The sequence below is a fragment of the Mycobacterium sp. genome (genome assembly GCF_004298145.1).
In the GTDB taxonomy this organism is placed as follows: domain Bacteria; phylum Actinomycetota; class Actinomycetes; order Mycobacteriales; family Mycobacteriaceae; genus Mycobacterium.
Genome location: NZ_SCRH01000045.1, coordinates 88856 through 115711 on the forward strand (window position 1 = coordinate 88856; position 26856 = coordinate 115711).

General features: G+C 64.0%; 25 protein-coding genes and 1 pseudogene. 19 read left to right on the forward strand and 7 right to left on the reverse strand.

Annotated features, from left to right (window positions below):
* From EPN51_RS18125 to EPN51_RS18135, 3 genes are read left to right on the forward strand one after another with little or no spacing between them, the layout of a single operon-like run.
* Complete coding sequence (locus tag EPN51_RS18125) at positions 1 to 1599, forward strand: PEP-utilizing enzyme (protein ID WP_293045039.1); 1599 nt, start codon at positions 1 to 3, stop codon at positions 1597 to 1599.
* A gap of 25 nt (positions 1600 to 1624) precedes the next feature.
* Entirely contained in the window at positions 1625 to 2419 is a 795-nt protein-coding gene (locus EPN51_RS18130; RefSeq protein WP_293045041.1) for a hypothetical protein, read from the forward strand.
* Positions 2416 to 3141 (forward strand): hypothetical protein, encoded by a 726-nt coding sequence (locus tag EPN51_RS18135; RefSeq protein WP_293045043.1) that lies wholly within the window; start codon positions 2416 to 2418, stop codon positions 3139 to 3141. The genes EPN51_RS18130 and EPN51_RS18135 overlap by 4 nt, the downstream gene beginning before the upstream one ends.
* 59 nt (positions 3142 to 3200) lie before the next feature.
* Here the strand turns inward: EPN51_RS18135 and EPN51_RS18140 are convergent, their stop codons facing one another.
* Positions 3201 to 3839 carry a TetR/AcrR family transcriptional regulator gene (locus EPN51_RS18140; RefSeq protein WP_293045045.1) on the reverse strand — a complete coding sequence of 213 codons (639 nt, stop codon included), beginning with the start codon at positions 3837 to 3839 and terminating at the stop codon, positions 3201 to 3203.
* 207 nt (positions 3840 to 4046) lie between these two features.
* On the opposite strand from EPN51_RS18140, the gene EPN51_RS18145 reads away from it, so the two are divergent.
* The 5 genes from EPN51_RS18145 (at position 4047) to EPN51_RS18165 (ending at position 7838) form a co-directional block, all read left to right on the forward strand.
* Positions 4047 to 5087 carry a hypothetical protein gene (locus EPN51_RS18145; protein WP_293045047.1) on the forward strand — a complete coding sequence of 347 codons (1041 nt, stop codon included), beginning with the start codon at positions 4047 to 4049 and terminating at the stop codon, positions 5085 to 5087.
* 113 nt (positions 5088 to 5200) lie between these two features.
* A complete protein-coding gene (locus EPN51_RS18150; RefSeq protein WP_293045049.1) occupies positions 5201 to 5944 on the forward strand; it encodes a hypothetical protein in 744 nt (247 codons plus the stop codon).
* Positions 5941 to 6543, forward strand: a complete 603-nt coding sequence (locus tag EPN51_RS18155; protein WP_293045051.1) for a cytochrome c oxidase subunit 3 — start codon at positions 5941 to 5943, stop codon at positions 6541 to 6543. The genes EPN51_RS18150 and EPN51_RS18155 overlap by 4 nt, the downstream gene beginning before the upstream one ends.
* A gap of 2 nt (positions 6544 to 6545) precedes the next feature.
* Complete coding sequence (locus EPN51_RS18160; RefSeq protein WP_293045053.1) at positions 6546 to 6815, forward strand: cytochrome C oxidase subunit IV family protein; 270 nt, start codon at positions 6546 to 6548, stop codon at positions 6813 to 6815.
* A 33-nt stretch (positions 6816 to 6848) separates the two neighbouring features.
* On the forward strand, positions 6849 to 7838 hold the full coding sequence (locus EPN51_RS18165; RefSeq protein ID WP_293045055.1) for a hypothetical protein: 990 nt from the start codon (positions 6849 to 6851) through the stop codon (positions 7836 to 7838).
* 1 nt (position 7839) lies between these two features.
* On the opposite strand, the gene EPN51_RS18170 is transcribed toward EPN51_RS18165, so the two are convergent.
* On the reverse strand, positions 7840 to 8430 hold the full coding sequence (locus EPN51_RS18170) for a TetR/AcrR family transcriptional regulator (protein WP_293045056.1): 591 nt from the start codon (positions 8428 to 8430) through the stop codon (positions 7840 to 7842).
* A gap of 112 nt (positions 8431 to 8542) precedes the next feature.
* On the opposite strand from EPN51_RS18170, the gene EPN51_RS18175 reads away from it, so the two are divergent.
* The 3 genes and pseudogenes from EPN51_RS18175 to EPN51_RS18185 all read left to right on the forward strand — a co-directional run.
* Positions 8543 to 9700, forward strand: coding sequence for an LLM class flavin-dependent oxidoreductase (locus EPN51_RS18175; protein WP_293045057.1), 1158 nt, complete (start codon positions 8543 to 8545; stop codon positions 9698 to 9700).
* Between the two features lie 151 nt (positions 9701 to 9851).
* Positions 9852 to 11540, forward strand: a complete 1689-nt coding sequence (locus tag EPN51_RS18180; RefSeq protein WP_293045059.1) for a PEP-utilizing enzyme — start codon at positions 9852 to 9854, stop codon at positions 11538 to 11540.
* 106 nt (positions 11541 to 11646) lie between these two features.
* Positions 11647 to 12258, forward strand: a pseudogene (locus tag EPN51_RS18185) (serine/threonine-protein kinase); the annotation flags it as partial.
* A gap of 26 nt (positions 12259 to 12284) precedes the next feature.
* Here EPN51_RS18185 and EPN51_RS18190 read toward each other — a convergent pair.
* Positions 12285 to 12986 (reverse strand): TetR family transcriptional regulator, encoded by a 702-nt coding sequence (locus EPN51_RS18190; RefSeq protein WP_293045060.1) that lies wholly within the window; start codon positions 12984 to 12986, stop codon positions 12285 to 12287.
* A gap of 130 nt (positions 12987 to 13116) precedes the next feature.
* Between EPN51_RS18190 and EPN51_RS18195 the strand changes: the two genes are divergently transcribed.
* Positions 13117 to 15732 (forward strand): PEP/pyruvate-binding domain-containing protein, encoded by a 2616-nt coding sequence (locus EPN51_RS18195; RefSeq protein ID WP_293045062.1) that lies wholly within the window; start codon positions 13117 to 13119, stop codon positions 15730 to 15732.
* Between the two features lie 30 nt (positions 15733 to 15762).
* Positions 15763 to 16749, forward strand: a complete 987-nt coding sequence (locus EPN51_RS18200) for a hypothetical protein (RefSeq protein WP_293045064.1) — start codon at positions 15763 to 15765, stop codon at positions 16747 to 16749.
* Between the two features lie 310 nt (positions 16750 to 17059).
* On the opposite strand, the gene EPN51_RS18205 is transcribed toward EPN51_RS18200, so the two are convergent.
* A complete protein-coding gene (locus EPN51_RS18205) occupies positions 17060 to 17665 on the reverse strand; it encodes a TetR family transcriptional regulator (RefSeq protein WP_293045065.1) in 606 nt (201 codons plus the stop codon).
* Between the two features lie 62 nt (positions 17666 to 17727).
* Here EPN51_RS18205 and EPN51_RS18210 point away from each other — a divergent pair, with 62 nt between their 5' ends.
* From EPN51_RS18210 to EPN51_RS18225, 4 genes are all read left to right on the forward strand, one after another.
* A complete protein-coding gene (locus EPN51_RS18210) occupies positions 17728 to 19053 on the forward strand; it encodes a DUF1214 domain-containing protein (RefSeq protein WP_293045066.1) in 1326 nt (441 codons plus the stop codon).
* A gap of 31 nt (positions 19054 to 19084) precedes the next feature.
* Positions 19085 to 20368 carry a sulfotransferase gene (locus EPN51_RS18215; RefSeq protein ID WP_293045068.1) on the forward strand — a complete coding sequence of 428 codons (1284 nt, stop codon included), beginning with the start codon at positions 19085 to 19087 and terminating at the stop codon, positions 20366 to 20368.
* Positions 20369 to 20468: 100 nt separating this feature from the next.
* Positions 20469 to 21434 carry a propanediol utilization protein gene (locus EPN51_RS18220; RefSeq protein ID WP_293045069.1) on the forward strand — a complete coding sequence of 322 codons (966 nt, stop codon included), beginning with the start codon at positions 20469 to 20471 and terminating at the stop codon, positions 21432 to 21434.
* A gap of 39 nt (positions 21435 to 21473) precedes the next feature.
* On the forward strand, positions 21474 to 21668 hold the full coding sequence (locus EPN51_RS18225) for a hypothetical protein (protein WP_293045071.1): 195 nt from the start codon (positions 21474 to 21476) through the stop codon (positions 21666 to 21668).
* Positions 21669 to 21682: 14 nt separating this feature from the next.
* Here the strand turns inward: EPN51_RS18225 and EPN51_RS18230 are convergent, their stop codons facing one another.
* Positions 21683 to 22504 carry a tetratricopeptide repeat protein gene (locus EPN51_RS18230; protein WP_293045072.1) on the reverse strand — a complete coding sequence of 274 codons (822 nt, stop codon included), beginning with the start codon at positions 22502 to 22504 and terminating at the stop codon, positions 21683 to 21685.
* 133 nt (positions 22505 to 22637) lie between these two features.
* On the opposite strand from EPN51_RS18230, the gene EPN51_RS18235 reads away from it, so the two are divergent.
* Positions 22638 to 23681, forward strand: coding sequence for an alpha/beta fold hydrolase (locus EPN51_RS18235; protein ID WP_293045074.1), 1044 nt, complete (start codon positions 22638 to 22640; stop codon positions 23679 to 23681).
* Entirely contained in the window at positions 23678 to 25069 is a 1392-nt protein-coding gene (locus tag EPN51_RS18240; protein ID WP_293045075.1) for a wax ester/triacylglycerol synthase domain-containing protein, read from the forward strand. Before EPN51_RS18235 ends, EPN51_RS18240 begins: the two co-directional genes overlap by 4 nt.
* 10 nt (positions 25070 to 25079) lie before the next feature.
* Here EPN51_RS18240 and EPN51_RS18245 read toward each other — a convergent pair whose 3' ends face one another.
* Positions 25080 to 25814: a hypothetical protein gene (locus tag EPN51_RS18245; RefSeq protein ID WP_293045077.1), complete on the reverse strand. Its 735-nt coding sequence runs from the start codon at positions 25812 to 25814 to the stop codon at positions 25080 to 25082.
* On the reverse strand, positions 25811 to 26854 hold the full coding sequence (locus tag EPN51_RS18250) for an acyl-CoA dehydrogenase family protein (protein ID WP_293045078.1): 1044 nt from the start codon (positions 26852 to 26854) through the stop codon (positions 25811 to 25813). Before EPN51_RS18250 ends, EPN51_RS18245 begins: the two co-directional genes overlap by 4 nt.
* Positions 26855 to 26856 lie beyond the last annotated feature (2 nt).

The window sequence follows — 26856 nt, forward strand, 5'->3', positions numbered from 1 at the left end:
ATGACGGATGTCTGGAATCCCCTCCACCAGCCGGGCCGAGCTGAAACCCATTGGTCCACTGTCAATGTCGGTGAGGCGTTGCCGGGAGTCGCGACGCCGCTCGGCTGGTCGATCTGGTCGGACATCGGCGACCGCATGTGCCGCGATTTGTCCTACGCGATAGGTGTGTTCGATAGCGCCGAACGCATGCAGCCCGCGGCGGGGCCCGACCGGATCATCACCACATTTTTCGGCCGCATCGCCATGCGAAGTGAGTGGTTGGCCACGGTTGGCGATCGCATGCCGGGCACCACGGGCGCGGTCGCCATCGCCGGGATGCTCGGCGAGGCCCCTCCGACCATGACCTTCGCCCCGACGATGCGACGCTATCCCGTCATCGCCTACCGGCTGCCGTATGCGGCATTGACGATGCCGGGCAGGGTTCGGCGGTTGGCGCCGCAGGTCGATGCGTGGTGGCGCAACGAGATCCCGCGGCTGACCGACACGGACCTGGCCGGGGCCGTTGCGATCTTCGACGGTGCGACACGCCGGTTCTCCGAGACCATGACCGCGCACGGAATCGCGCTGTTCGCCGCGATCACCCCGCTCGTCAATGCGCTCACCGCCTTGGTGAAGCGCACCGGAATAGGCGACGTCGGGGTGCTTTCCGGCACCGGCGGTGCGGAAATGTCGATGATCGAAGACATCTGGAAGGCCTCACGCGGTGAGTTGACGCTCGAGCAGGTCGTCGCCAACCAGGGTTTCCACGGTCCCCTGGAAGGCGAGATTTCGAGCCGGGTCTGGCGCGAGAACCCCGCCCCGGTGGCCGCGGTGATCCAGAGTTACGCCGCCACCGACGAAGAAGCGAGTCCGCTGGCCCGGGAGCGAGCGGCTCGCGCGCGCCTCCCGAAGGTGCAAGCCGAGCTGCTCGCGGCGCTGCCGGCGACTGCGCGCCCCGGAGTCCGGTTGTTGCTCAACCACGCTGCGCGCACGATCCCTCTGCGTGGGGTGGGCAAGGCGTCGTTCCTGCAGGCGCTCGACGTCGCTCGTGCGTCCGCGCGTCGGGTCGGCGAGCATCTCACGATCAGCGGTGCACTTGCGGATGCAAGCGATGTTTTTTATCTGACCGTGGAAGAAATCGTCCACGGTCTGCCCGGCGACGTGCAGAGTCTGGTCGACCGACGGCGCGAAAGGCGCGCGGAGTATCAGCGCCTCGAACTGCCCTCATGGTGGCGCGGCACACCACAACCCACCGTGATCCAGAGCGCGGACGACAGTTCCGGGGACGACGTGGTGCTCACCGGGATAGCGGCAGGGAGCGGTGTGGTGGAAGGGCCTGTCCGGGTGATCCACGATCCGGCGGTGGTCGAGGTCGAGCCCGGTGAGATCCTGGTCGCCCCCACCACCGACCCCAGCTGGGCGTCCATCATGTTCGTGTCATCGGCGCTGGTCGTCGATATCGGCAGTGTTCTCAGCCACGCAGCGGTGGTCGCACGGGAACTTGGGCTGCCCTGTGTCGTCAACACCCGCACCGGAACTCGCAGGCTGCGCGACGGCGACCTGGTCCGCGTCGACGGCACGGCCGGCACCGTGCAGCTGATAAAACGCGCCGAGAAGTAATAAGCCTCAACGGAGAGGTCATCCGATGAACACGACGGCTCAGCGCATCTGCGCCTGGAGCGGAATCGCCTGCATCATAATATTTTTCGTCGGGTTCTGGGTGATTGCGGGCTTCATCCCGCCGCCTGCGCCAAAGCTCACCGGTGAACAGCTAGGACAGCTGTTCACCGACAATGCCGTACGGATCCGGGGCGGCATGATCGTCTCGCTGTTCGCGTCGGCGCTGCTGGCGTCCTGGAGCGCGGCAATCACCGCTCTGATGCTGCGCATGCGGGGTCACGTCGGGGCGCTCGCCTATACCAACCTGGCCGTCGGCGCGTTGTTCGTGCTGGAATTCATCATCTCGCTGATGATCTGGCAGTCCATGACTTATCGCGCGCGCGACCCTCAAGTGCTGCTCGCGATGAATGACACCGCGTGGTTTCTGTTCGTCTGCATCACTTCGACGCCGATACTGCAGACCGTCGCGATCGGCACCGCGATCTTCCTCGACACCCGCGACGGGCGCCCGAACCCCGTGTTTCCCCGGTGGGCGGGTTATCTCAACTACTGGGTGGCGGTGCTGTTCACGCCCGGGACGATTGCTGTCTTTTTTCACGACGGGCCGTTTGCGTGGAACGGGTTGTTCACCTGGTACTTACCTCTGACCGTGTTCGCGATCTGGATGGTCACCATGTCTGTGTTGATGCTGAAGGCCATTCGCGCCGAAGGCTCCACGCCCGAAAATCAGTCACCGCAAGAGGATTTGGCTGTGCAGGTGCAGCAGTTGCGTGCCGAGGTGGCACGCCTGGCAGATCATCGTAAGGGAGCATCGCTGTGACGTATCGCAACCAAGTTGTGTGCGCCTGGTGCGGGCCACTGATGACGCTGTTGTTCTTCATCGGCTTGCTGCCCATCGGGCACTTCATCTGGCCGCCGGCACCTTCGCTGAGCGCGACAGAGGTCGCGGCCTGGTTTGCCCACGACACGGTGGCAAGGCGGATCGGCTTGTTCATCGCGATGCTCGGAACAGGTTTACTCGCACCGTTTTACGCGGTGATCTCCGCTCAGATGCGCCGCATCGAGGGTGCGCCGCGAACTCTGGTCTACGCGCAGCTCGCAGCCGCGGCGTGCACCGTGCTCGAGATCATCTTGCCGCTGATGCTTTGGCAGGGCGTGGCCTACCGACCGGAGCGCGACCCCGCGGTAACCCAGGCGCTCAACGATGTGGCGTGGTTGACCTTCATCGGCACCACGACCACCGTGCTCATCCAGAACGCGATCATCGGTGCGATCGTGCTGCAGGACCGCAATTCGGCACCGGTGTATCCGCGGTGGTACGCCTACCTGAACTTCTTCGCCGTTCTCGGTGTCTTCCCCGCGGGATTCGTGGTGTTCTTCAAGGAGGGACCGCTGGCCTGGAACGGGATCATCGTCTGGGGTATCGGCGTGGCGATTTTCTTCATCTGGATCTGCGTAACCGCCTATTTGGTGATCGTTGAGGCGCGTCGGGACCGCGGGGAGCCGGTAATTCGGCGGGCGGCGCTGGCCGGCCAGAACTGAACGGCGCGCGCTGGATGTCGCCGAGATAGCGCGTGAGACAAACCGGGCCGGCCGGCTCATCAGGACACGTAGAGGGTGCCCCGCCACATGGTGACCAACGCGTCGACGGAAGCCTCCTCGTCGGCGAGCCCCGGCTCAACTCCCAGGCCCGCGATGTAGAGAACTCGTTCCGTAGCCCAGAACAGCGTGGCGGCCAGCGTTCTGCTGGGCACCGGCGAACTGATCAGTCCCACATCGCGTTCGCGTTCGATCTCGACGGCCCCGGCGGCGATGAAGCGCTCCGCGATGGCCAACCACAGATCGCGTAGTTCCGGCTCGGAGTGCCAGTGGTGATTCGCTGCCTGTAGTACCGCTCGGTGACGGTGCCACGCGTGCGTGACAGCTCGAATACTGCGCTGCAGGGCAGCTGTCGGCGATTCCTCGGGGGGTCGGGCCAAGAACGGTTGCACGGTCTCGAAGATGTCGTTCATCGCGCGCTCGAGCAGTCCGCTGAGCACGGAAAATTTGGAAGCGAAATAGAAGTAGAAAGTCGCCCGTGAAATCTTTGCTTCAGAGAGGATCTGCGCGACGCTGATGTCGTTGAACGGTTGCCGCGCCAGGAGGCGCGCAGTGGCGGCGAAGATACTTTCCGCCGCTGAGGCCGTGTCGGTATCCGCCACCCGTCGTCGACCGATCGCACGTCGCGCCATTTCGGTCATCGCCGGAACCTTACCTTGATCTGCGCTCGTCACCGGGCCTCAGAAGAAGAATATAAGCAAATTTAAAACGAGGTATACACGTTGTCTGAACAGCGTGTTAGTGTGAGCTGATCCACACCAGCCGAGGGGGGTTTCCGGCGACTGGAAGTGCGGGAAACCGCACCTCAGCAACCGCGTACGCCTTAACAGTCAGAAAGGTTGATATCGATGAGTTCGATGCTCAGTCAGAGTTGGTGGCCGCTGGTCGGCCAGGAAGGCTGGCCTCCCAATATCAAGCCGAGCCCGGGCGACTTCATCGCGAGCGCCCCGGCCCAGATCACCTTTTTCTTTGTTGCCGGCGCGGCCGCCGTGATCTTCGCGCTGCCCTGGGCGATCAGGGCAGCGGCGCGGAGCAGGAACTACACGCCGTTGCTGGTGATCGCCAGCGGATTCATCTGCAGCCAGTGCGAACCCATGCTCGACATGCTGGGCCACCTGCACTGGGCCAAGAACCTGGTACCCGCGTTCACCAACTTCGGCATCACCGTCCCCGCGCTCATCCCGTTGTGCTACGTGGCGTTCCTCGGTCTCGAGGCGTATTTCTGCTATTTCGTCATCCGCAACGGAGCCCATGCCAAGCACTTCGTCATGTTGCTCGGGCTGGGTATCGCCACCGACGCGCTGATGGAGACCATCGGCATCAACCTGAGGACCTACGAGTACTACGGCGTGCAGCCATTCAAATTCCTCGGCTTCCCCTACTGGTGGGGGTTCATCAACGGCGGGTCGTTCGTCACCATTGGGGCGATGCTGGCCTTTGCGGTGCCGCGCCTGAAGGGCGCGCACAAACTGTGGTTACTGCTCGTGGCGCCGACCGGCATGATGATGAACTACTTCGGGATCGGCTGGATTCACCTGCTCGCGCACAACTCGACGCTGCCGGTCGCGGCCCGCTGGGTGGCCACAACGATCATGATGGCGATGATGGTCGGCTGGATGTTGGTCCTGCATAAACTCGTCGGGCGGCCGCAGTCTCTGCCGGCACCGAACTGGACCCTGTGGCGCATCTTCGCGTACGGAAAACTGACGCCGAAGCGCTCGACGCGGGCGGCGATGTGGCAGAAGATGTGCGAGGAGGGCGGGGTGAAACCCGGTGACGGCATCGCCACCGACCCCGAGGACCCGACTCAGGCGCTGCTCGTCGGCCCGACCGTGGTGTTTGCGCACGGCGCAACCTCCGCTCCTCGTTCGGACAAAGCCGGGGTCTGAGCCCCGGACGATCGAAGTCGTCGTGGGTCGCCCGGGCCAGCCCCAGGCGACCCACGACGCGAGGGCAATTCGGGACGCATTGATGTGAACCCCGGGAACAAAGGAGTTCTGCGATGACACCAGCGATGCAGAAGACGATGGCGTTCTGCGGCGCCGCGTTCGTGCTGCTGTTGTTCCCCGCGATGATCATGATCGGTTTGTTTCCGCCGATATCTCCGATGCGCAACGCCACTGAGATAGCCCAGTTCTGGTCGACGAATACCGGCCTGAAGCGGCTGGGGCTGGTCGTGATGCTGGCCGCCTCGGGTTTGCAGGCGCCATTCGGGGCGCTCATCGCGATCCGGATCAGGCAGATGGAGGGCGGCCGGCACTCCGCGCTTGCCTATACCGAACTCGTTGGGGTGGCGATCGCGGTGATGGCGATCATCCTGCCGTGTTTCTCCTTCGCCGCCGCGTCCTACCGTCCCGAGCGCGATCCAGAGATCACCCAGGCTCTCAACGACCTCGGCTGGCTACCGTTCGTTATGAACTGGCCGGCCGCCACTATCCAGTGCTTGGCCATTGGGTTCGCCATCTTCGGTGCGAAACACGAGATTTGGCCCCGGTGGTTCGGCTACTTCAACGTCTGGTGTGGATTCATCTTTGCCGCAGGCGGTTTGGTGGTGCTGTTCAAGAACGGCGTCTTCGCCTGGAACGGTCTGCTGGCATTCTGGCTGGTCGCGGTCTTCTTCGGAGCGTGGTTCTTGATCATGGCGTGGCAGCTGTGGGTGAGCGTTGGCGCCGCGGAAGGCGGCTCGATCGCCTCGGCCGCACCGGAGAACGAGAATGAGCCGCGGCGGAGTCAGTTGCAGCGATGACACTACTCCGGCAATCGCGGGTGCAGCAGACAGCCGCGGATTCACCGCGGAAAATCCCCGGCGAAGAGGGGATCTGGGTCTTCGTGCTGGGCGACATGATGGTGTTCGCCTTGTTCTTCGCGACCTTCATGTACTCCCGCGGTAAGAACCGTGCGGTGTTCGCGAGCGACCACACCGAACTGCACGTCGCGCTCGGTACGATCAATACCGTTCTGCTGCTGTTGAGTTCGCTGCTGGTGGTGCTGGCCGTCCAGCGGGTCCTCGCCGGACGGCGAGCGGGCGCCTGGCGCCTGGTCGCGGCCGCAATGTCTTGCGGGGCCGGCTTCATCGTCGTCAAGGCCGTCGAATGGACCCAGTTGTTCGCCGCCGACAAGGGGGTGGGTAGCGGCGAGTACTTCTCGTACTACTTCATGTTCACCGGTATCCATCTGCTGCATGTGGTGATTGGTCTCGCCGTCTTGGGCCGATTGATCGTCGTTATCCGACAGACCGAGTTCGCGGATAAGCAGGCGCGACTGTGCGAGACCGGCGGAATCTTCTGGCACATGGTCGATTTGCTGTGGGTGGTGCTGTTCGCCCTGTTCTATCTGGTGAGGTGACGATGACTGCGACCCGTCGTGTAACGCTGGTGTGGGTGCTGCTGCTGGCACTGACTTTCGGATCGTTTCTGGTCGGGGTCGAACAGGGTGCCGGATTCGCTTCGGTGGGTGCGGTGATCATCGTGGGCATCGCGATGTTCAAGGTGCGGCTGATCGGCCTGCACTTCATGGATGTGCGGTCCGCCCCGTTCGCCCTGCGGGCGTTGTTCGAGGGCTACGTATTGGTCGTCTTCTTGGTTCTCATGGGCCTCGACGTCTTCGTCAAGTCATAGCTGAATGACCTCACGCGAGAGAGGCTGAGCGAGATGGCGGTTGAGGCAACTCATTCGATTGACATCGACGCCGCGGACGAACACTTCCATGCTCGCAGCGACCATCCGCACTGGAACGAGAGCGCCTGGTTCGGCCTCGTCCTGCCGGAACGCCGGACCACCATCTACGTGTACTTCTTCCACCGGCCGAACATGAACCTTTCCGCTGGCGGCGTGAAGGTCTGGGATGCTTCCGGGAGCAGCGAGTACGACTGCCTGGGCTATGACTACAACCGGCATCTCGCGCTGCCCGCCGGTGCGGACATGTTCGACTTCACGCTCGACAACGGGCTGTCGGTGCAGATGGTTGAGCCCTTCGGGCACTTCCGAATTCGCCACCGTGGCGCGCTGGATCTCGATCTGGAGTGGCGCAAACTCACCCACCCATTTGCGTTTGGCCAGAACCAGGGCCTTGACGGTTGGACGACAGAGTCGGAGGGCTTCACCAACGGCCACTATCAGCAGTACGGCCAGATGACCGGCACCGTGACCGTCGGCGGCGAGACGATCGTGGTCGACCAGCCGTCGATCCGCGACCGGTCGTGGGGTCCGCGCGATGCGGTCGCCGCTCGTCGGATGGAGCTGATGTGGTGTTGCGCCTCAGAGCGCAACTACTTTTCCGTGCTGTCGGTGAGCACGCAACCGCCCGCGCAGGATCCGGTTCTCGGAGTCGACGACGCCGTCGCTTTCGGCTACTACTGCCGGGACGGGGAGAGCGGGCTTGTCACCGGCGGGACGTGCCGCGTCTCCGAGCGCGGGCCCGACCTGAGTGCCCGTCGCGCGGAGCTGCACGCCATCGACGACCGGGGCCGCGTGCTCGACGCCACCGGGACGCACCTGAACACGCTGGTGTGGCCCGTCTACGACCGCACCTACCAGCTGTGCGCTGGCATGAACTGGACCTTCGACGGCGTCAGCGCGGGCGGTGAGGACTGGTCCTGCATGCCGACCGAGCAGGCCCGCGCTCGGCTGCGGGCACCTTGAATCAGCCGTCGCTCAACGACTTCAGCAAGAATGTCTCGATAAGCATTCGCTCGTAGGGCGGGTCGGGAGTGGGGCGCAGAATCACCGACGTCAGCACGGTCTGCAACCAGTCGTACAGATCGTCGTCGGTGACGTCGCCGCGAATCAGACTGGCGCGTCTGGCTTCTCGCAGCCATGGCCGCCAGTCGGTGAGCCCCCGCTGCCGCACCGACGGTTGCCACAGCGCCTCATGCAGCGTGAGCGGCGATCCTTCGCCGAGCAAAACGCCAAGTTCATGGTCGTCGCGGATCGACTGCACGATGGCCGCGGCGCGGGCCACAAACGCCTCGACCAACGTCATCGTGCTCCAGTCACGGGCGAGGATGTCGTCGGCGAGTTCGGCGATGCGCGCGGCGATCGCAGCCTCGATCAGTTCGCGCCGCCCGGAGAAGTACTTGTACACGGTTTGTCGCGATGTCTGCGCTGCACGCGCCACGTCTTCCATTGTGTTAGCGCGCAATCCGTCGCGCAGGAAGCACCGGCGGGCCGCATCCAGAACCTGGCCACGGGCGGCGTCGCGTGCAGTCGGCGGTGAAACGTTGGAGCTCGCCATAAACAGCAGGGTAGCTGTTGACATTGTGGAATGCTCGCATCTACGTTTAATGCGTATGTATTTACAAAATCATTAGTTTGTCGCCACAGCAGCGTCGCAGGTGGGAGCAGCCATGAACGAAATCCGTGCCGGCATTGGTATCTGGGCCTCCAGGCACATCGATCCCAAGGTTGCGGGCCCCTATGCGGCCGCGTTACAGGCCACGGGCCAAATCGACTACGCGGTGATCTGGGATCAGCTGACCAGCTGGTGGCCCAACAAGCTGTTCGTCCCCGAGAACACGCCGCTGGCAGCGGAATTCCCCGATATCGATTCCCTGCAGGATCCGTTCGTGACGATGGCGTTCGCGCTCAGCGGTGTCGACCAGTTGGGATTTGCGATCTGCACCGACGCGCTGCGGCGCGACGCGCCGGAATTGGCGCAAACCATGCTGACCTTGGCCTCGTCGACAGCGGGCTCCGCGTTGTTGTCTTTGGGTGCGGGCGAGATGCGCAACATCGGGCCCTTCGGCCGCAAGCGCTCGCTGGGTCTCAAGCGACTCAACGAAACCCTGCAGGTGTTGCGGCTGCTGTGGACGGCTCGCGAGCCCGTGGATTTCGACGGCGAGATCTTCAACCTCAAAGATGCGTTCATCGGCAACGCCGGCAAGGATCACCGGCCCGAGGTCATCGCAATGGGCGGCGGCCCGCGGCTGACCGAGATGGCACTGAAATACGCCGACGGTTTCGGCACCGGCGCGCCGTTCGTTTACGCCGACCCCGCGCGCTTCGGGGAGTTGGTCCGAGGGCACAAACAGACGCTGAAGGACCTGGGTCGCGGCGACGACCCATTCCATTTCGCACTACACCACATCGCGTTCATCACCAAGAGCAAGGACGATTTCGAGCAGTACGTCGACAACCCGTTGGTGAAGTGGTACGCGGCAACGGGTGGCCGGATCAACCAGCGGGACTGGGAGCCTGAGGGAATCGAACCGGTGATGCCGCTCGACTGGCATTACGCCTTCCACATGAAACCGAATTCGATGACGCTCGACGACCTCAAGGCGGTCACCGACCGAGTGACACCGGAGATGGTGCGCAAGACGTTCTTCTATGGCACTCCGGACGATATCGCCAAGGAGATTAGGCCCTTCGTCGAAGCGGGTTCAACGATCAATCTGATCGCCGATTTCGGGCCCATCCTGGTGCCGGTTGAACCCGAGGCCACCATCGAGGCTTCGGCCGAGATCTGCCGGCTGATCAAACAGCCTGTGGCCGCGAAAGTTTAGGGTTGCACAAAATTTAATGATAATTATATATTGCTGAGCAGCATGTTTCTGTCCGTGTGTTCCGCACGCCGCGCGCTGAGCGCTCAGGGTTCTCTCGGGGTTGTACCCGACTACCCGCCGTCCCAGCTCGCGGTGACGAGGGAGCGCTGACGTGCAGCCGCCACCCACGGCCAACCTCACACCCGGCGAGTTGGCTGCCAGCCCGGTGCACTGGCCCGGCACCCGGCTGCGCTGGACCACAGCCAATGTCGATGAGGGCCTGCCCGGAACGGTCACGCCGCTCACCTATTCCATGTACTTCCCGCCGACCGAGGCCACGATGCGCGGTTGCTGGGTGGATCTCGGTGTCCTGCCGGAATCGCAGCGCCCGATTCCCGACGACGTCGATGCTCGCTTCCTGTCTGTGGCCTACGGCCATGCCATCGCCAACCTCGACCAGATGGGCCGAATGGCCGCACGGGTGCCGGGCGGCTCGGCCGCCTTGATGGAGGCGCAGCTTTTCGGCTCGGTGCAGCGCGGCGGCGACCCCGAACCCACCGGTCTGCGCAAGATGCGGCGCTATCCGTTTGTCCTGGCGAAATTTCCCGTCGCGCTGCGACGCGCGATGCGCGAGCTCCAGCCGTGCGCTGATGAGACCGCGCGGTGGTGGCAGGCCACGGTCTTCGAACCCGAAGGGCTGACCGGTGATTCGGCGGTGCGCGCGTTGGTCGAGGCGCGCCGCCGCTTTGAGGCGATCTTGGTCATTCACATGGTGTTGTCCATGGCGTGCCAGGGGGTCATGGGTCGAGTCGAGACGATGGCGATCAACGCCGGGCTCGAGGGCTTGCAGCACGAGCTGATCAAGAGTGAGGAGGGGACCGCCGAGTTCGATCTGGTCCGTGACCTGTGGCAGCTGTCGGCCGACAAAATTTCCGTCGAGGATTTTCTGCACCGGCACGGCTACCACGGGCCGCGCGAGGGGTTGGTGGAATCGGTTGTGTGGCGGGAGGATTCGAGACCAGTTGTCGAGCTGGCGGCCACCTACCGCTCACGCCACGCCACCGAGGACGTGGATCAGCTGGTAATTCGGCGGCGCCGCGAGCATGCCGCCGCCGTGCAGCGCCTCGAACAGGCCCTCGGTCCGATCCGGTCGATCCCAGCGCGCGCACTCGTGCGCTTCGCGGCGCACGCACCGATGTGGCGCGAAACCGGACGTGCCAGCATGTTGCGGGCCGTGGACGGCGCGAGAGCGGCGTCGCGGATCGTGGGTCGTGACCTCGCCGGCGCCGGAGTGCTCGACGATCCCGCGGACGTCCGGTTCCTGACAATCGATGAGATCGCCCGCGGCGACCGTGACCGCTGGCCCGACCTGGTCAACCAGCGTCGGTCCGACCACGCGGCATTCGACCGAATCGTCCTTCCACACGTCTGGCGCGGCAAGCCCCCCCTCGACGTCGCCACCCCGGCCGGCGAAACACAGGTCGGCTGTTGGCCCCACACGGTGGAGGGCCTCGGGGTCAGCGGCGGCATCGCCGAGGGAATCGTGCGTGTCATTCACGATCTCGACGAGGCGGACATCGACGAGGGCACGGTTCTGGTGTGCCGGGCGACCGATCCCAGCTGGGCGTCACTATTCCCGCTAGCTGAAGCGGTGGTCACGGACGTCGGAAGTGCCATGAGCCACGCCGCCATCGTGTGCCGCGAATTGGGACTGCCGTGTGTCGCCGGCACCCGCAACGGGACCACCACGTTGCGAGATGGCATGCGGGTACGGGTGGACGGCACAACCGGTCGCGTCGAGATCCTCGGGGGTGCGCCGAAGATCTCACGTACGGGCCGTGCCTCGCGAGCGGGCGATTGAACGAAATCACCTAGCCAATCACTGCGAGGCGACAGAGGCTGCCCCAATGCGATAACCACGTCCGCGACCGCGGGCTAAGCTCGCATGTATCGCAGGGAGTTGGGGGATGAACAGCGATCCGTTCACGACACAACGCGATGTCGGCCTAACGGTCGCCATGGAATTGGGTGCGGCCGGATTCGTTGACGCCGAGGAAATCGGGCGAGGTGGTTTCGGCATCGTCTACCGATGCACCCAAGCCGCGCTTGACCGAGTCGTGGCATTGAAGGTCCTTACCACCGAGCCCGACGAGAACCACGAGCGGTTTTTGCGCGAGCAGCGCGCGATGGGGCGGCTCACCGGGCATCCCAACATCGTCAACATTCTGCACGTCGGGGAAACCGCGAGCGGTTACCCGTTCTTGGTGATGCAGTACCACCGGCGCGGGTCGCTAGAGGCACGGATTCGCGGCGTCGGGCCGCTGTCGTTGGAGCAGACGCTGCGGCTCGGAGTGAAGATGGCCGGCGCGCTGGAGGGTGCGCACCGGCTCGAGATTCTGCACCGGGACGTCAAACCGGGCAATATCTTGTTTACCGACTTCGGCGAGCCGGCGTTGTGCGACTTCGGGATCGCGCACATCACGGGCGGGTTCACGACCGCCATCGGAACCTTCACCGGCTCGCCGGCGTTCAGCGCCCCAGAGATTCTCGGTGGGGATCCACCGACTACCGCCTCTGAGGCATCGAAATCGCCCGATGAAGTCGATCAGTGATTCGCACACCGCTGCCCTCCGTCGGCCTGGTCACTCGTTGAACCATGTCCCGCTACGTCGCGCAGTGCTGCCAGGATCAGATCTAAGCCATATCGCGTCGATTCTTCCGAGTCGCGCCCGGCGTATTCGTCGGCGAAGGACGCGAGTACGGGGAACTTCTCACGGGGAAGCGTGGTGAACCGGTCGACCTTGACGCCGACCTCGGCATGACGCTCGGCCTCGATGACGACGCAACCCATCAGGTAGCGACTCAAGGTACCCAGGGCGGCAATCGCGTCGGCGTGGCCCAGGCCGCCGTCGACCAATAGTGTCAGCAAGTATTCCCGTACCTGGTCCATGGCGCTGCTGCGTGCCGAACGCGCCGCGAAAAGCTGCGCCGCTCCGGGCTGTTCCACGAAGGCGTCATGGATTCGCAGGACGTAGGAGCGGAGCTGCTGATGCCATGGCTGAGCCGGATCCAGCGGCGGCGGCGCCGGCATGACGCGCTCCACCAGTGCCGACTCCAACGAATCCTTCGAGTCGAAATAGCCATACAACGTGCGGGCGGTCACGCCCAGCCGAGCTCCGAGCCGACGCAGTGACAGTTGATCGGGTCCGCCGACCGCCAAGATCTGCAGCGCCTCGTCGACGATGTCGTCCCGGCTGAGCCGTGGCTTAGGGCCCGGTGGGATTCGTTGGTACTGCCGCGACGCCATGACCCCCCTGGGGATTCGGAACCTTCACATCGTAAAACCCGAGCGCCGGCCGCGGACAAACCGATCTATCCACACTGTGTACAGTTGGCCGTGGTCGATGTCATGGTTGACGCGGAGTGAGGAATAAGCCATGAACGGACATGACGCGCAGGAGCTGCGGGATGGCTTCGACTCATCCTGGGATTCGTCCCGGCCCGTCGTCCTTCCTCTGGCGCAATGCTCGCCCGAACTTACAGATCAAGTCGGTGGTAAAGCCAAAGGCCTTTATGCGCTGATCCAACTCGGCCTGCCGGTGCCTGCCGGCTTCGCCATCACCGCCGACGCATACCGCGGCGTGATCGCAGCCGCCGGTATCGGCCCACGCGTCGCCGAAGTGCTTGCGCGGCAAGACCTCAACGACGAGAACAAGTCGTCGGCGATCCACGAACTGATCTCCGCTCTGCAGCTACCGGTTGATCTGGCCGCCGAAATAGACGCCGCCTACGCCGAACTCGGGGATGGCCCCGTCGCCGTGAGGTCCAGTGCCATCGCGGAGGACACCGCAGCCGCCTCCTTCGCCGGCCAACACGACACCTACCTATGGGTAGAAGGTCGGGACGCGCTGCACGAACACATCAAACGATGCTGGGGCAGCCTCTACAACGCCGGTGCGATCGGGTACCGCGGCCGCTTCCAGGTCGACGCCGACCATACGGCCATGGGCGTCGTGGTGCAGCGTATGGTCCAGGCGGCCGCCGGCGGAGTGATGATGACGCTAGAGCCTGTCACCGGTTACCGGGGGCTGATCTTCATCGAATCCGCGCACGGACTCGGTGAGGGTGTCGTGGTCGGTGATGTGTTGTCCGACCAGTTCTGGTTCACCAAAGGCGCCCTGGAAAAACCAAAGAAAACGCGGATCAGCCAGCAGTCCGCCCAGTATGCATTGGACCGCGCCACCGGCCGGGTGACCTTGCAACCACTCGACCCCACCATCGGCGTGCAGCCCAGTCTCGACGCCTCCCAAGCCCGTTCCCTCGCCGAACTCGGCGCCGCGATCGAGACCGCGTTCGGTCATCCGATGGATGTCGAATGGGCGCTCGACTGCGACGGTACTTTGCTGGTATTGCAAGCCCGTCCCGAGACCGTCTGGAGCAACCGCCCCGCGCTGGGCACTCCCAGCACCATGCACGGCGATCTAGACCCTGCGCAGTTCTACTCCACGGCCAACCTCGGTGAGGCCGCACCCGGCGTGCTGTCCCCGCTGACCTGGTCGGTGTGGGGTCCCGCCGCGGAGATCGCCGCCCGCTACGGCTTCGTCCAGATGGGGGTGCTGGAACGCTCGTCCTCCGGGGTTCCCGACGACCCGCAGGACCGGATCATCCAGATCGCCTATGGCCGCGCCGTCGCCTCGGTCAGTGCGTTTTACGCGATGGGCGAACGGATTCCGGGAGCCAGCGGGGAAATGCTTGCCGAACAGTTACTGGGCAGCGTGCCCGATGGCATGATCAAGGCCGCGACCCGACGCCGGTACCCGCACGTTGCGTGGAACATGCCGCGTAACTTCGCCCGCGCCAAAGCCGTTCTGGTACGCCAGAACAAAGAGATTACGCCATGGTGGACAGCGGAGCTGCTCCGCTCTCCGAAGCTGGATCTCGCTGGTGCGCAAGCACAATTCCGCGAGGCCAATCAACGCTTCCAGGAAGCGACCGCGCTACAGGCCCAGGGCAACATCGTCGGAGTGCCACCGGTCTTTGACGCGCTGCGCAAGGTCGTCACCCGCGCCGGCATGGAGGACGCTTTCGGTGCGCTGACCGCTGGCAGTGGCGAGCACGCTGAAACTGAAGTGGTCATCGACCTGTGGGACCTCGGGCATGGGCGCCTGAGCGAGGAAGAGTTCTTGCGTCGGCACGGTTTTCACGGGACGTTGGAGGGTGATATCGCCGGTCGCGTCTGGCGCGAAGATCCGACCCCCATTCGACGGCTAGCGCGGATCTACCGAGATCAGCCGGACGACAAGGATCCTCGTCGTGCCGGCGCGCGGCGAACAGTCGAGCGAAAAGCGGCGGAAGCCGAACTGCTGTCGCGGATGCCCAACCCCGTCAGCCGTACGGGGGCGCGGATCGTCCTATGGCTGGCACGCCGCAACATGCCCATGCGCGGCATCGGCAAAACCAACTTCCTGCGCTCACTCGACGTCGCCCGCGCAGCCGCCCGCCGCATCGGCGAAATCCTCGTGGCGACGGGCGCCCTCGACACCGTCGACGACATCATGTATTTGACCGCAGCAGAGATCTCCGGCGTCATCCCCGACGATGCCCGCACGTTGGTCGCCGAACGCCGAGCAGAGCAGGTCCGCTACCGCTCATTTGAAATCCCGACCGCGTTCTGGGGCAGCCCCGAGCCCGCCTTGGCGGCGTCCGCCGAACCCGGGGAAGCCGCTGCCGAACTGACCGGAATCGGCGCGAGTGCTGGTGTCGTCGAGGGCGTCGTGCGCGTGATCACCGACCCCAGTTTGTCGGAGGTGCAACCGGGAGACGTGCTCGTGGCGGCAACAACCGATCCCTCGTGGGCCTCGGCGATGCTCATCTCGGCGGCACTAGTAGTCGACATCGGCGGAACACTCAGCCATGCCGCAGTGGTCGCCCGCGAGCTGGGGATTCCGTGCGTCGTGAACACCGGTACCGGTACCACGAGCCTGCGCACCGGCGACCGGGTCCGCGTCGACGGTGCCAGCGGCACCGTCGAGGTGCTCGAACAAGCCACGTAACCACATCCGACAGCATCACGAGGAGGACCGGTGGGCATCACCGTGCACGACGACTTGTTTCACCCAGCCCCGCAAGGCGAGCCATTTTGGAACGAGGCCAGCTGGTTTTCCTTTATGGCCCCCGAACGGGACCTCTCGGGATTCGTCTACCTGTACCACCGGCCCAACATCGGCTACACGGTGGGCGGAATAGCGGCCTGGGACGGCCAGGGGAGCGAGACGTACGACTGCCTGCTGTACGACTGGGGTGAGGGCTTCCAAACTCCCGCAGGCGCACAGATGTTTGACTTCGAGCTGGCCAACGGCTTGCGCGTCGAACTCCTCGAGCCGCTGCGCCACTACCGGTTCAGTTATCGGGGTCAGACCGCATTCAACGCCGGCGTCGCGGTCGACCTCGACTTCCTCGCCGACTGTCTCCCGCACGATACGGGTTTCCCTGGCGGCCTCCAAGAATGGGGCAAGGGCCATTACGACCAGCCGGGCCGGATGATCGGGACCCTGCACATAGACGGAGAAGTGATCGCCGTGAACTGTGTCGCTCAGCGCGATCGGTCGTGGGGCATCCGCGACATCGTCAACAACCCGCGCGGCCAGATGGTCTGGGCGGTGGGCGAGCGTAGTTCCTTCCATGCGCTCGCGGTGAGTTTCCGCAAACCCGAGGATGATCCGGTGATCGGCACCGCCGAAGACATGATCCTTGGCTACTACCTGCGCGACGGCCGCTACGGCGATCTCACACTCGCCGAAGGCAACACGATCGCGGTGACCCGACGCGACGAATCCGGCCGCCCCGCGACCTACCGGGTCGAAGCAACCGATTCGCTCGGCCGGCGTCTCGAGGCTACGGGCCGCGTGCGGAACATGTTCAACTGGCAGGGATATGCCTGGCTGACCACCTTCTGGTCGCTGGTCGAGTGGGACTTCGACGGGCAAACAGCTCTGGGCGAAGGCCAAGACTACTGGCCACTGCACCACTCGCGCACATTCCTGCGCAGGCTTCGCAAAGGGCACGGCTAAAAACAGCGATACCCCGGATGCTCTATCAGCGCCCCTACGGCTTCACGCAGTCGTTGGACAACGGCCAGTGTGGCCATCGCCCGCAGGGCTACAGCGTGGTCAAAACGCCGCCACACCAACCGGAATGCCTCCAGCGCGCCATCCAAAGGAAGCTCGAGTATTCGTGTGCACTCGCGCAGATACCGGTCCTTTGTCTTTTCATTGGCTCGCCGAATGTGGCCGGTGGATGGTGGCCGCGAGATAGGGGACCCGCAGCGCCACCAGCGGATAGCGTGATCGGGTCGGGCGATACACCGCCCCTCACCCTTAGCTACTTCGATCTGCCGAGGCCCGCGCCCAGGGTGGCAAGCGCGTCCCGAAGATGGTCGCCGAGCTTGTGTTGTGCGCGACCCCGATGGGTGCTAACGATAACTCGGTATGCTCCAACCGCGGCGACCGCCATCAGGTTGGCGACATCGTCTTTCTCCGCCGACGTGCCCCGATGCCGGCACAGCGAGTCCACGACAACAGCTTCGGTTTGCGCCACGTACTGCAGGTAGCGCGCCCTCAGTGCCGGCTCGTGCAACCAGAGGTCCATTCGCTGGGTCGCGGCGCGCGCGTCCGCCGCATCGAATCGCCCGATGAAGTCGATCAGTGATTCACTCACCGCGGTCCATTCGGCCGTTCCGGCCGCGAGCTTGGTGTCGAGAAGCATTTCAAGGCCTGCGATCACGTCGGGCAGATCGTGGAACATGACGTCTTCTTTGGATCCGAAGTAGCGATAGAACGTTCGCGTGGCGCAGCCGGCCGCCCCGGCGATCGCCTCGACCGTCGTCGCCTCGAACCCATCGCGGACAAACAATTCATGCGCGATGGCGACGATCTCCGTGCGTGCATCCTGCCGGCGTCGATCCATCAGGCGTGCGGGTCGGTCCATGGCAGTCAGCATACAACTGTCGTGTATTGACCTTCTGGCAGTCAGTGCCTATGTTGACATGCATGTCGAAATCCGTGAACGAGCGTTTCGTCGACGACGTGTTCTTTTTGTCCCCGGTCAACCCGACGGCTACCGTTGATCAGCGCGACTTGGAAGCGCTAGCGCTGGAACTCGTGAAATCACCGACGATCGTTGAGGCGCAGGCCCAGGCCACCACGCGCTTCAGGATCATGGGCGGATCCGACATTCCCGCGGAGGCGCTCGAGCGGATCGACGAGAAGATGGCGGAGTGGGCCTTCCACTACGTGATCCTGGCGCTGAACTCGGATTCCAACTATCCGAAGGTTTTGGGCCATGGATACGGGCCGCCGCACGATTGGCTCGGCATGAAAGTGCCCGGCTGCCGTGGCCTGGGTACGGGTGAGAACCCGGACAATCACTACAGTTTCGTCCCCGTCGACGGACATTCGCGGTTTGTGTTGTACGGCAAGGTATCCGACGCGCGGGTCGGCGACTGCCCGATGTTCATCACCAGCAATCTGTCGCAGTCGATGAACGTTGCGTGGCTGGACTGGCGCGACGTCGTGATCGCCGACGACGGCACATTCGTCATCACCATCGACCCCGAACCGGCGAATGGACGGCCGAATCACCTGCAGACGACGCTCGACGCCAAGTACCTGTTCATCCGCGATGGCCGTCGCGATTGGGGACAGGTTCCCAACGCGTACCGGGTTGAGCGCCTGGACCCGCCCACCGCGCCGCCGTGGACAGTCGAACAGCTCACCGCAGTGGCGAAACGGTTCATCATTGACGACGTTCCGACGAACTACTGGTTCAAGCAAATGGTCGCCTTTTTGGAGCCCAACACCATTACCGAACCGGCCAACAGTTCGGGGGTGGGGGGCATGCAGACGCAGCAGCTGTTGCGCGGCAGGTTGAGCCTGGCCGACGACGAGGCCTATGTGCTCACGCTCGACCCCGGCGGTTCCGACTATTGGATCCTTACGCTTTACGACTGGTGGCTGATGAGTGGGAATTTCTGGAGCCGCACCAGTTGCCTCAACACCACCCAGAGCGTCGCCAACCCCGACGGCACGTACACCTACGTGTTTTCCATTCAGGATCCGGGGGTGCACAACTGGGTGGACACCCTGGGGATGCACGAGACGCTGTTCATGCAGCGGTGGCAGCTGCTGCCGCGCGCCGACGAAGGTGCCGATGCACAGCCGTGGGCCGGCGGGAACCCTTCGGCGCGTGGCGAACTCGTCAAGCTCGTCGACCTCAAAGCGGCTCTGCCGGCGGGAACGACATGGCTCTCGGCGCAGCAACGCGAGCAGCAACTCGCCGAACGGTTCGCGGCTTTCCAGAAGCGTCACGTCATTTGATCGGCAATCGGCCATCACGAGGAGTGCAACGGTGACAGATATCGGAACGGCAACGGCGCAACCCGACCACCGCATGCAATGGCAGCCCCCACCGCGCCCGGACTGGGTCCAGGCGGTCAACGAAGAGGGCGACTGTATGGATATCCGGGGCGTTGTGCCCTTGGATGAACGCTCCCTTCTGGAAGCGGCCAAGCGCAATACCGGTCTCGAGGACTTCGGCGCCGACGACTGGCGCGAGCCCTTCCGCCACTTCATCAGGGCACTCGAGGACGAAGCCGAATTGAACCTGGTGGGGAGATTGCGGACGCGCTCGGACGTCTTGGTTTTGCTCGAGGCAAAACTTCGGATCGAAGACACTTACAAGCGTCACCCGGAGATCAACGACGAGCGGATCATTGAGCCGATCATCATCGTCGGCCAGGGCCGCTCCGGAACGTCCCTGCTGCAGAATGTCCTGGCCGCGCACCCCGATAATGGCACCTTGATGCACTGGGAGATGATGTTCCCCTGTCCGCCCCCGGAAGCCGCGACCTACCGCACCGATCCTCGGATCGAGAAGGCCAACAAACTGGTCGGCCAGTGGAACCGGGTCACGCCGACCATGCCGTCAATGCACGAGCTCGCCGGCGACATGCCGTTCGAGGACAGCGCCATGATGGCCATCAATTTCATGGCGCCCACCTGGCTGGACTGTTTCGGACAGGTCCCCAGTTACGACGCGTACATATTCGCCCAGGACACCGGACCTGCTTTTCAATGGCACCAGCGGGTTCTCAAGCTGTTGCAGTGGCGGAACCCCCGCAAGCGCTGGGTGCTCAAAGACCCCATGCACCTCGATCGGATGCCCGACCTGCTCAGGGTCTATCCGGACGCGAAGTTCGTTTGGCCGCACCGCGATCCGACGCGCGCTTTGGCATCATTGGTCAGCATCATCGGTACCATTCAATGGAGTCGCAGTGACCATCCGTTCAACGGCGTGTCGCTGGAATACATGACGGATCCCAATATTTCGGCCGTCCGGTTCGCGGCCGTGATCAACCAGATCGAAAAGGGCGTGATTCCGTCGAACCAGATCTACAACGTGCTCTACAAGGATCTGGTCGGCGACGTGGTGGGCACGGTTGAGGACATGTACCGGCACTTCGGTATCGAGCTGACCGAAGAAGGGCGTAAAGCTATGAGCCAGTACATGATCGACAACCCGCGCGATAGCCGTCCGCCGCACCGGTTCAATTTCGGTTCATCCGATGTGGTCGCTCACGCGCGGCAGGCGCTACAGGACTACCAAGACTACTTCGGAATCCCGATTGAGTGACCGCATGTCCGTCGGGTCATCGGGTCCGTGCGAAGATCGAGTTCAACGGTGATTTCGGACCGATGGTACTAGCCAGGGGCGAGAAGGAGCGATAGCCGGTATGAGCAAGCAATACAGCCACGAGGACGAGGGCAGTCACGAGCCCGGGACAGACGATCCGGACTGGCAGGAAAGTGTGTTTGTGCACTGGTATGACCGCGCGGCCGGGGTCGGCGGGGTCAGCCGGATAGGTCACGAACCCAACCGGCCCGGCGGGGGTTGCTCCGCGCTGCAATGCTTCGTAGCCACCGCCGACGGGACACGCTTTCGCCGCAACGATTTTCAGCTTCCGTTCGAGGCGGCGACGACCCCACGCGGGTTTCGTTCTGGCGGTTCGGCGTGGCACGTCGACGGTGGACGCCCAAGGCTGGTGATCAACGAGCCGGGTGTTCACGTCGACCTGGTGATGGACAATTTCTATCCCCTGACCGACTTCTTCCCTCCGAGCAGCAGCATGGCGGAGGACTTCGCGAAAGACCATTACGAAACCTCGGGGCTCATCCGCGGCAGCGTGCGTATTGACGGGCGGAGCTTCGACGTCGACGGCATGTACCACCGCGACCATTCCTGGGGCCTGCGCAAAACCATGACACTGAAGAGTCACCGATGGATTTCGGGCACATTCGGTCCCGACCTGTCATTCGGCTCCATCCTGTGGCATGCCGCGGATGAGTCGCTCGTCAAGGTCGGTTACCTGGTCCGCGATGGTGAGATCAGTTACGCCGCCGACGTCGATGCATTGACTTACCTCGAGCCCGATGGGCTGACGCACCGTGGCGGAGAGGTGCGCTGGTCGATGCCGACCGGAGAGGTAATCGAGCTTCGGGCTCAGCAGATGGACGCGGTGGTCGCGCAGCTGCACAACGTCTACTACATCGACTCAATCTGCGCCGTGCAATTCCCGGGCAACCCCGACCGGTGGGGGATGTGCGACTTCGAGGTGAGCAACAACGCTCGCCTGGGGACCGCGCCGATCGGGACGGCGATCAGTGCAACACTCGCCGAAGGAATCACCAAGCGGCAGTGACTGCGTCTCAGTTGCGGGCTTGGGGACGTTTGCGAGTCCGTGCGGGTCACCGGATCGCGTTTCGGCTCACTGCCCAAGACCTACATCGGATCACGAAACGATCGTGCCGTTCCCTGGCAACTGCAACACGAGATGAGCGCGCGGGCGGAAGCTCATTTCATCGAACTCGACGGCGATCACTCGCCTTTCATGTCGGCCACCGATGATCTGGTAGCCGCGCTCGCCGCGCTATGACGGCGATCGCCACGTCAACGCATCAGCCATCCGAGGGTGTTGGTCGCTTCGGGGTGTCCGGCCTCGGCGGCAGCGCGCCACCAGTACTCGGCGGCTGTTAGGTTGCCGCGCCGATAGCGGTAGGTGCCAACGTTGTGCTGGGCATCGAGGTGTCCGGCCAGAGCAGCGATGCACCACCACTGTTCGGCGATGTCGTGTTCGCCTCGTAGATGATGACAAACACCTAAATGATATTGGGCATCAACGTGACCCGACTCTGCGGCGCTCCGCCACCAGCGCTCGGCTGCCCGCTTGGCGCCACGGTCTTGGCATTCGACCCCGAGGTTGTATTGCGCCCCGGTATGTCCTGCTTCTGCGGCCACGCGCCACCAATGCTGTGCTTCGGATCGGGCGGATTCGGTACCGTAGAGATCGAGCAGAACACCGAGGTTGTACTGCGCAGCGGCGTGGCCGTCACCGGCGCCGAGACGCAACCAGTGTTCTGCTTCGGGATCGCCGCGCATCTGTAGGAGCACACCGAGGTTGTACCGGGCTTCAACATGGCCTGCCGATGCCGCGGTGCGCCACCAGTATTCGGCCTCGCCGACCGACTGGTCGGTTGCGTCTTCGTGCAAAACCACACCGAGGCTGTATTGCGCTTCGGGATTCCCGGACGTCGCAGCGCGCCGCCACCACCGTTCGGCCTTCGCCTGTAACGTGACATCGCCGGATTCATAGAGCAGGAGTGCACGCTCGCAGCACATGTCGCGGTCGTCGCCGACAGAATTGGGCGGTGCGGCGGTTACTTCTACATCAGCGGCACCGGCCGCCGAAACCTCAGTTCGATCGTGGGGCATAACTTACCCTAGTATTAGTGCGAACGATCGTTTCCTTATAGCATTGACTAAGCCTGCATCGCATGTATTGTAGTGCGAATCACTCTTGTGAACGATCGGACGTAATTCGAGTGATGGGGGTCAGGGAATCGCGATGACTCGGAGTGCGAAGGGCCGGCGCCTGGGGTTACGCAGACGTCATCGGCGGAACACCGACACTGCGCTATGGGAACGTGCTGACCGCGAGTGGACGAAAATCGACTGGACCCCGTACGTCCGTAACGCCGTTGTGCGCGGGCGACGCGTACGGTACTCCGACATCGGAGCGGGTCGGCCGGTGGTGCTGGTGCACGGTCAAGGAGGAGCGTGGCAATGGTGGCTGCGCGTCTTACCCGCCCTGGCGCGCCACACCCGTGTGATCGCGCTCGACCTCGCCGGGTTCGGCGCATCAGAACCCGTGGCCGCTGGCGATGTCTTCGCGGAACAGGTTGCGACGGTGATAGGACTTCTGGATGAGCTGCGCCTGGCGAAGGCGACAATCGTCGGGCACTCGATGGGAGGTCTCGTCTCTCTCAAGGTTGCCTGCGACCACCCCAGCCGGGTCGACGGTTTGATGTTGATCGACTCCGGGAGCAACATCATCGGTCCGGCGCGGTTGCGGGCGATCTTGCTCGGCTTCCGGTTGTTCGACTGGGTGTTCAGCTTTTCCACCGTGCCGCGGGCCATCGCGCGATGGCCGTACTTGCGGGCCGCGTTTTTTGCACTCGCCGTGGCAGAGCCGCGCTGCATTACGCGGTCGCTGGCCGACGAGTTGGTACCGCGGATGGCGGCTCCGGGGTTCATCGCCGGCATGCAGGCCGCGGGAAAAGCTGTGGCAGTGGCGACCCCTGAGGCTGTTCACGGACCCGCTTTGGTGCTGTGGGGCCGCGCAGACCGTATCGTTCCGCTCTCGTCGGGGCGCCGGCTCGCAGACGCCATTCCTCATGCGCGGCTGGTGGTCCTCGATGATGTTGCACACTGCGCGATGCTCGAAAAGCCCGACGAGACCGCGGCTCTGATCGCCGATTTCGCCCGCAATCCGATGGCTGACCGCACCGCGACCGACTTCGCAACGGATCCGCTCGGTGGGAGTAGCGATCAGCTGCGGCAACGGATTCCTCAGTGGGAAAAGACTTCCGGAGGGGAGAAGTCGGGATGAACAGGAACGAACTGTGGTCTGACTTGGAGAACTGGGGACGCGATCCCGTGTTGTCCGAACTGGATGCGCTGATGTGGCGCACGGATCGGCACCCGCAGGCTGCCTGGTCCGGGGTGGTAGTTCAGCTGCTCGATAGCGTGCCCGATTGGGAGCGGCTCAAGGCCGCTCATGAGTGGTTCGTCGAGATCGTGCCGCGTTTCGCGCAGCGAGTGGTTGATCCGCTCCTTCCGGTGGGCCCACCGATGTGGGAGGACGACCCGTCATTTGACCTCGACTTCCACCTGCGGCGTGTGTCATTGCCGGCACCAGGGGCGCACAGCCAGTTGCTCGAACTCGCGCAAACGATCGGATTGTCGCCGCTGGATCGGTCGCGACCGCCCTGGGAGGGCTACCTCGTAGAGGGGCTCGAGGGTGGCCGCGCGGCCTACGTCATGCACGCCCATCACGTCTTCATGGATGGGCTGGCGCTGGCCCGGTTGCACGAGCGTGTCCTCAACACCGGCCGCAAGCATCAACCCGACAAGCCCATGCCGGTGCGGGAGCCGGTGCGGCGCAGTCCCATCGGGGTGGCGGCTGAGCAGCTAGGACAACAGATCGCCGGTACTCCGAAGGCCCTTTTCGGAGGTGGACGCGCCGTCGTCAGAGCGTTCGGCAACCTTCGCTCGACCGCGGATTACGTGTCTTCGTTGGCGCGGGTGGCCGGACCGCCGCCGAAGAATCCGTCCAAGATTCTTCGGGGTGGGTCGCGAAGGATGTGGCGCTTTGGGACCATGGAATGCGAATTCGATGACCTGAAGCGTGCGGCCAAGGCGGCCGGCGGCTCACTGAATGACGCCTTCGTCAGTGCGCTGCTCGGAGGGCTTCGGCGGTACTGCAGTGCCCACGGCGAGGAACTGGAAGATGTTCCGATCTCGATGCCGGTAGCGATGCGCAGTGCGGACAACGCCACGGGCGGCAATGACTTTGCCGCGGCGTATTTTCTCGTGCCTTCCGGGGTGAAGGATCCCGCCGAACGGATCCGCGCAATGCGCGAGCGGGTGCAACACGTGCGGTCCGAACCCGCACTGGGATTCCTCGGTGCCATCACCCCAATTCTCAACCGCACCCCCTCGGGTGTGGCCGCGGCGATCCTCGGGTCCGTCGGCGGAGCGGTGCTCACCACGAGCTCATGGCCAGGTATTTCAGAGAACCGGTATATGGCGGGTGCTCGCTTCGAGCGGATGTTCGTCTTTGCGCCGTTGCCCGGCACCGTCTTGACCTCCGCCATGTGCACTCATTGCGGCGTGTGTTGCATCGCCATGAACGCCGACGGTGAGGTTTTCAAAGATCTGGATCTGCTATGGAACTCGATGCAGGAGAGCCTCGACGAAACCCTCGCACTGGGCTGAGCATCGCGCCCTAACCCGCCGGCGCTGGGCTTGAACGCCACGAGGTCAGCGGTCCTCCAGCACGCTTGACGTCGGCGACGATCACAAAGCTCCAGATGCACGCTGCGAGACAGATTCCGACGTATTGCCAAGAGTGGAAGAACCCGCCGCCGAAGAAGAAGATCGACACGATCGAATAGAGAACTGCCATAACGCTATAGCCGATCCACTCGAGCAGTGACTGACCACGCGCGTCGGGTCGGCGTCCCAGCATCGCGCTGGCCGAGGGGCCACCCCACAACAATGTCGCCATGAACGACAACAGATACAGGTCGTCGCGGAGCGCACCTTTGACCAATGCCCAGCTGATGACTCCGGCCGCCACGGCGCCGACGATCCTGATGGTGTGCGCACGCTGCGAACGGCCGGGGGAGAGCTCGTCGCGGCCGTATTGAATGGTCTGCCAGGCGTATACCGATTCGGCGATGAACGTGACGATGATGGCGAACCAGAACAGCTGCATGAACCAGTGACTGTGGCGGCCGCCGAACCAGTCGTTGAAGTGCAGCAGATACGACCCGTCGTGCGGCCACCACAGCGCGGTCATCCATAGCGCCATCGGATATACCCTGTCGCGCCTTCCCATTCGGGCGCCTTCGACAAAGAACACGAACATCGCGAGTATCGACAGCCCACCGATCACAACGACGGCAACCGCATTGCGCGAGATCGCGTCGAGTGTGGTCTGGGGATCGTAGGTATTCACTGCTGCGACATGGTATCCAGGGCCGCGGTCGATGCCAGTGTTTCGTGGGGATTGGAGTAGGACGAGGCCATTACCTGGAGGAAGCGGGCGTCGGCGAACGCGTGCGAGATGGGGTATTCGCGCATGTATCCGTAGCCGCCGTGCAGTTGCAGGGACTGGTCGACGGCCTGGCCGCAGACCCGAGTTGCGGTAAGGCACGCGGCCGCCGCATCGGCCGCGTCGAGCGTGCCGGTGCTGCGCGCGTGCACGCACGAATCGACGAATGCGGTTTGGCCGGCCACCTCGGCCCAGAGCTCAGCCAGCCGGAATTGGGTGTTTTCGAACTCCGCCAGTGGGCGGCCGAATACCTTTCGGGCGTGGACGTAATCGACCGCCAACGCCGTCGCAGCGCGCGCGCTCGCCAGCGCCAACACGGCGAACCACAGGTCGATGTCGCGACGCAGTGTGCCCGGGGACGCGATCTCGGTTCCGGCGTCGAGATCGCTGAGCGTGATATCGGCCAGGCCGGCGTCGCGGCCGGCGAGGTTCTCGTCGATCGGTGCGACGGCGATGCCCGGTCGGTCGAGCGCGACCAGGGTAACGGCATCATCGGCGGTTACCAGCAGCGCGTCGGCGATGCGGCCGGCGACAACATTCGACAGCGTGGCGGGCGCGGGAACTGCGATCAATTGACCGGCGCTGAGCCCGGGTAGCCACCGCCGCTTGTCCGCGGCGGTGGCGTGATCGAGCAGAAAAGGGATGGCGACGCCGGCCTGCAGCGCCCAGAGCGCGGCCAGGCCGGTCGCCCCGGCCGCGATGGTTTCCTCGATCAGGACGGTCAGGAACCCGAAGTCATCGGCGCCGCCGCCGCCGAACTCCTCGGGCACCGCGGTACCGAGGAAACCCGCTTCGCCGGCCGCGGCGACAACGCTGCGTGGCGTTTCATTCGCGTCACGCCAAGCCTCAAGGTTCGGCGCGACATCGGTTGCGATGAAACGTTTGACGCTGTCGCGGAACGCCGCGTGATCTTCGTCGAAGATGCGCCGGGGCTTCGAACTCACCC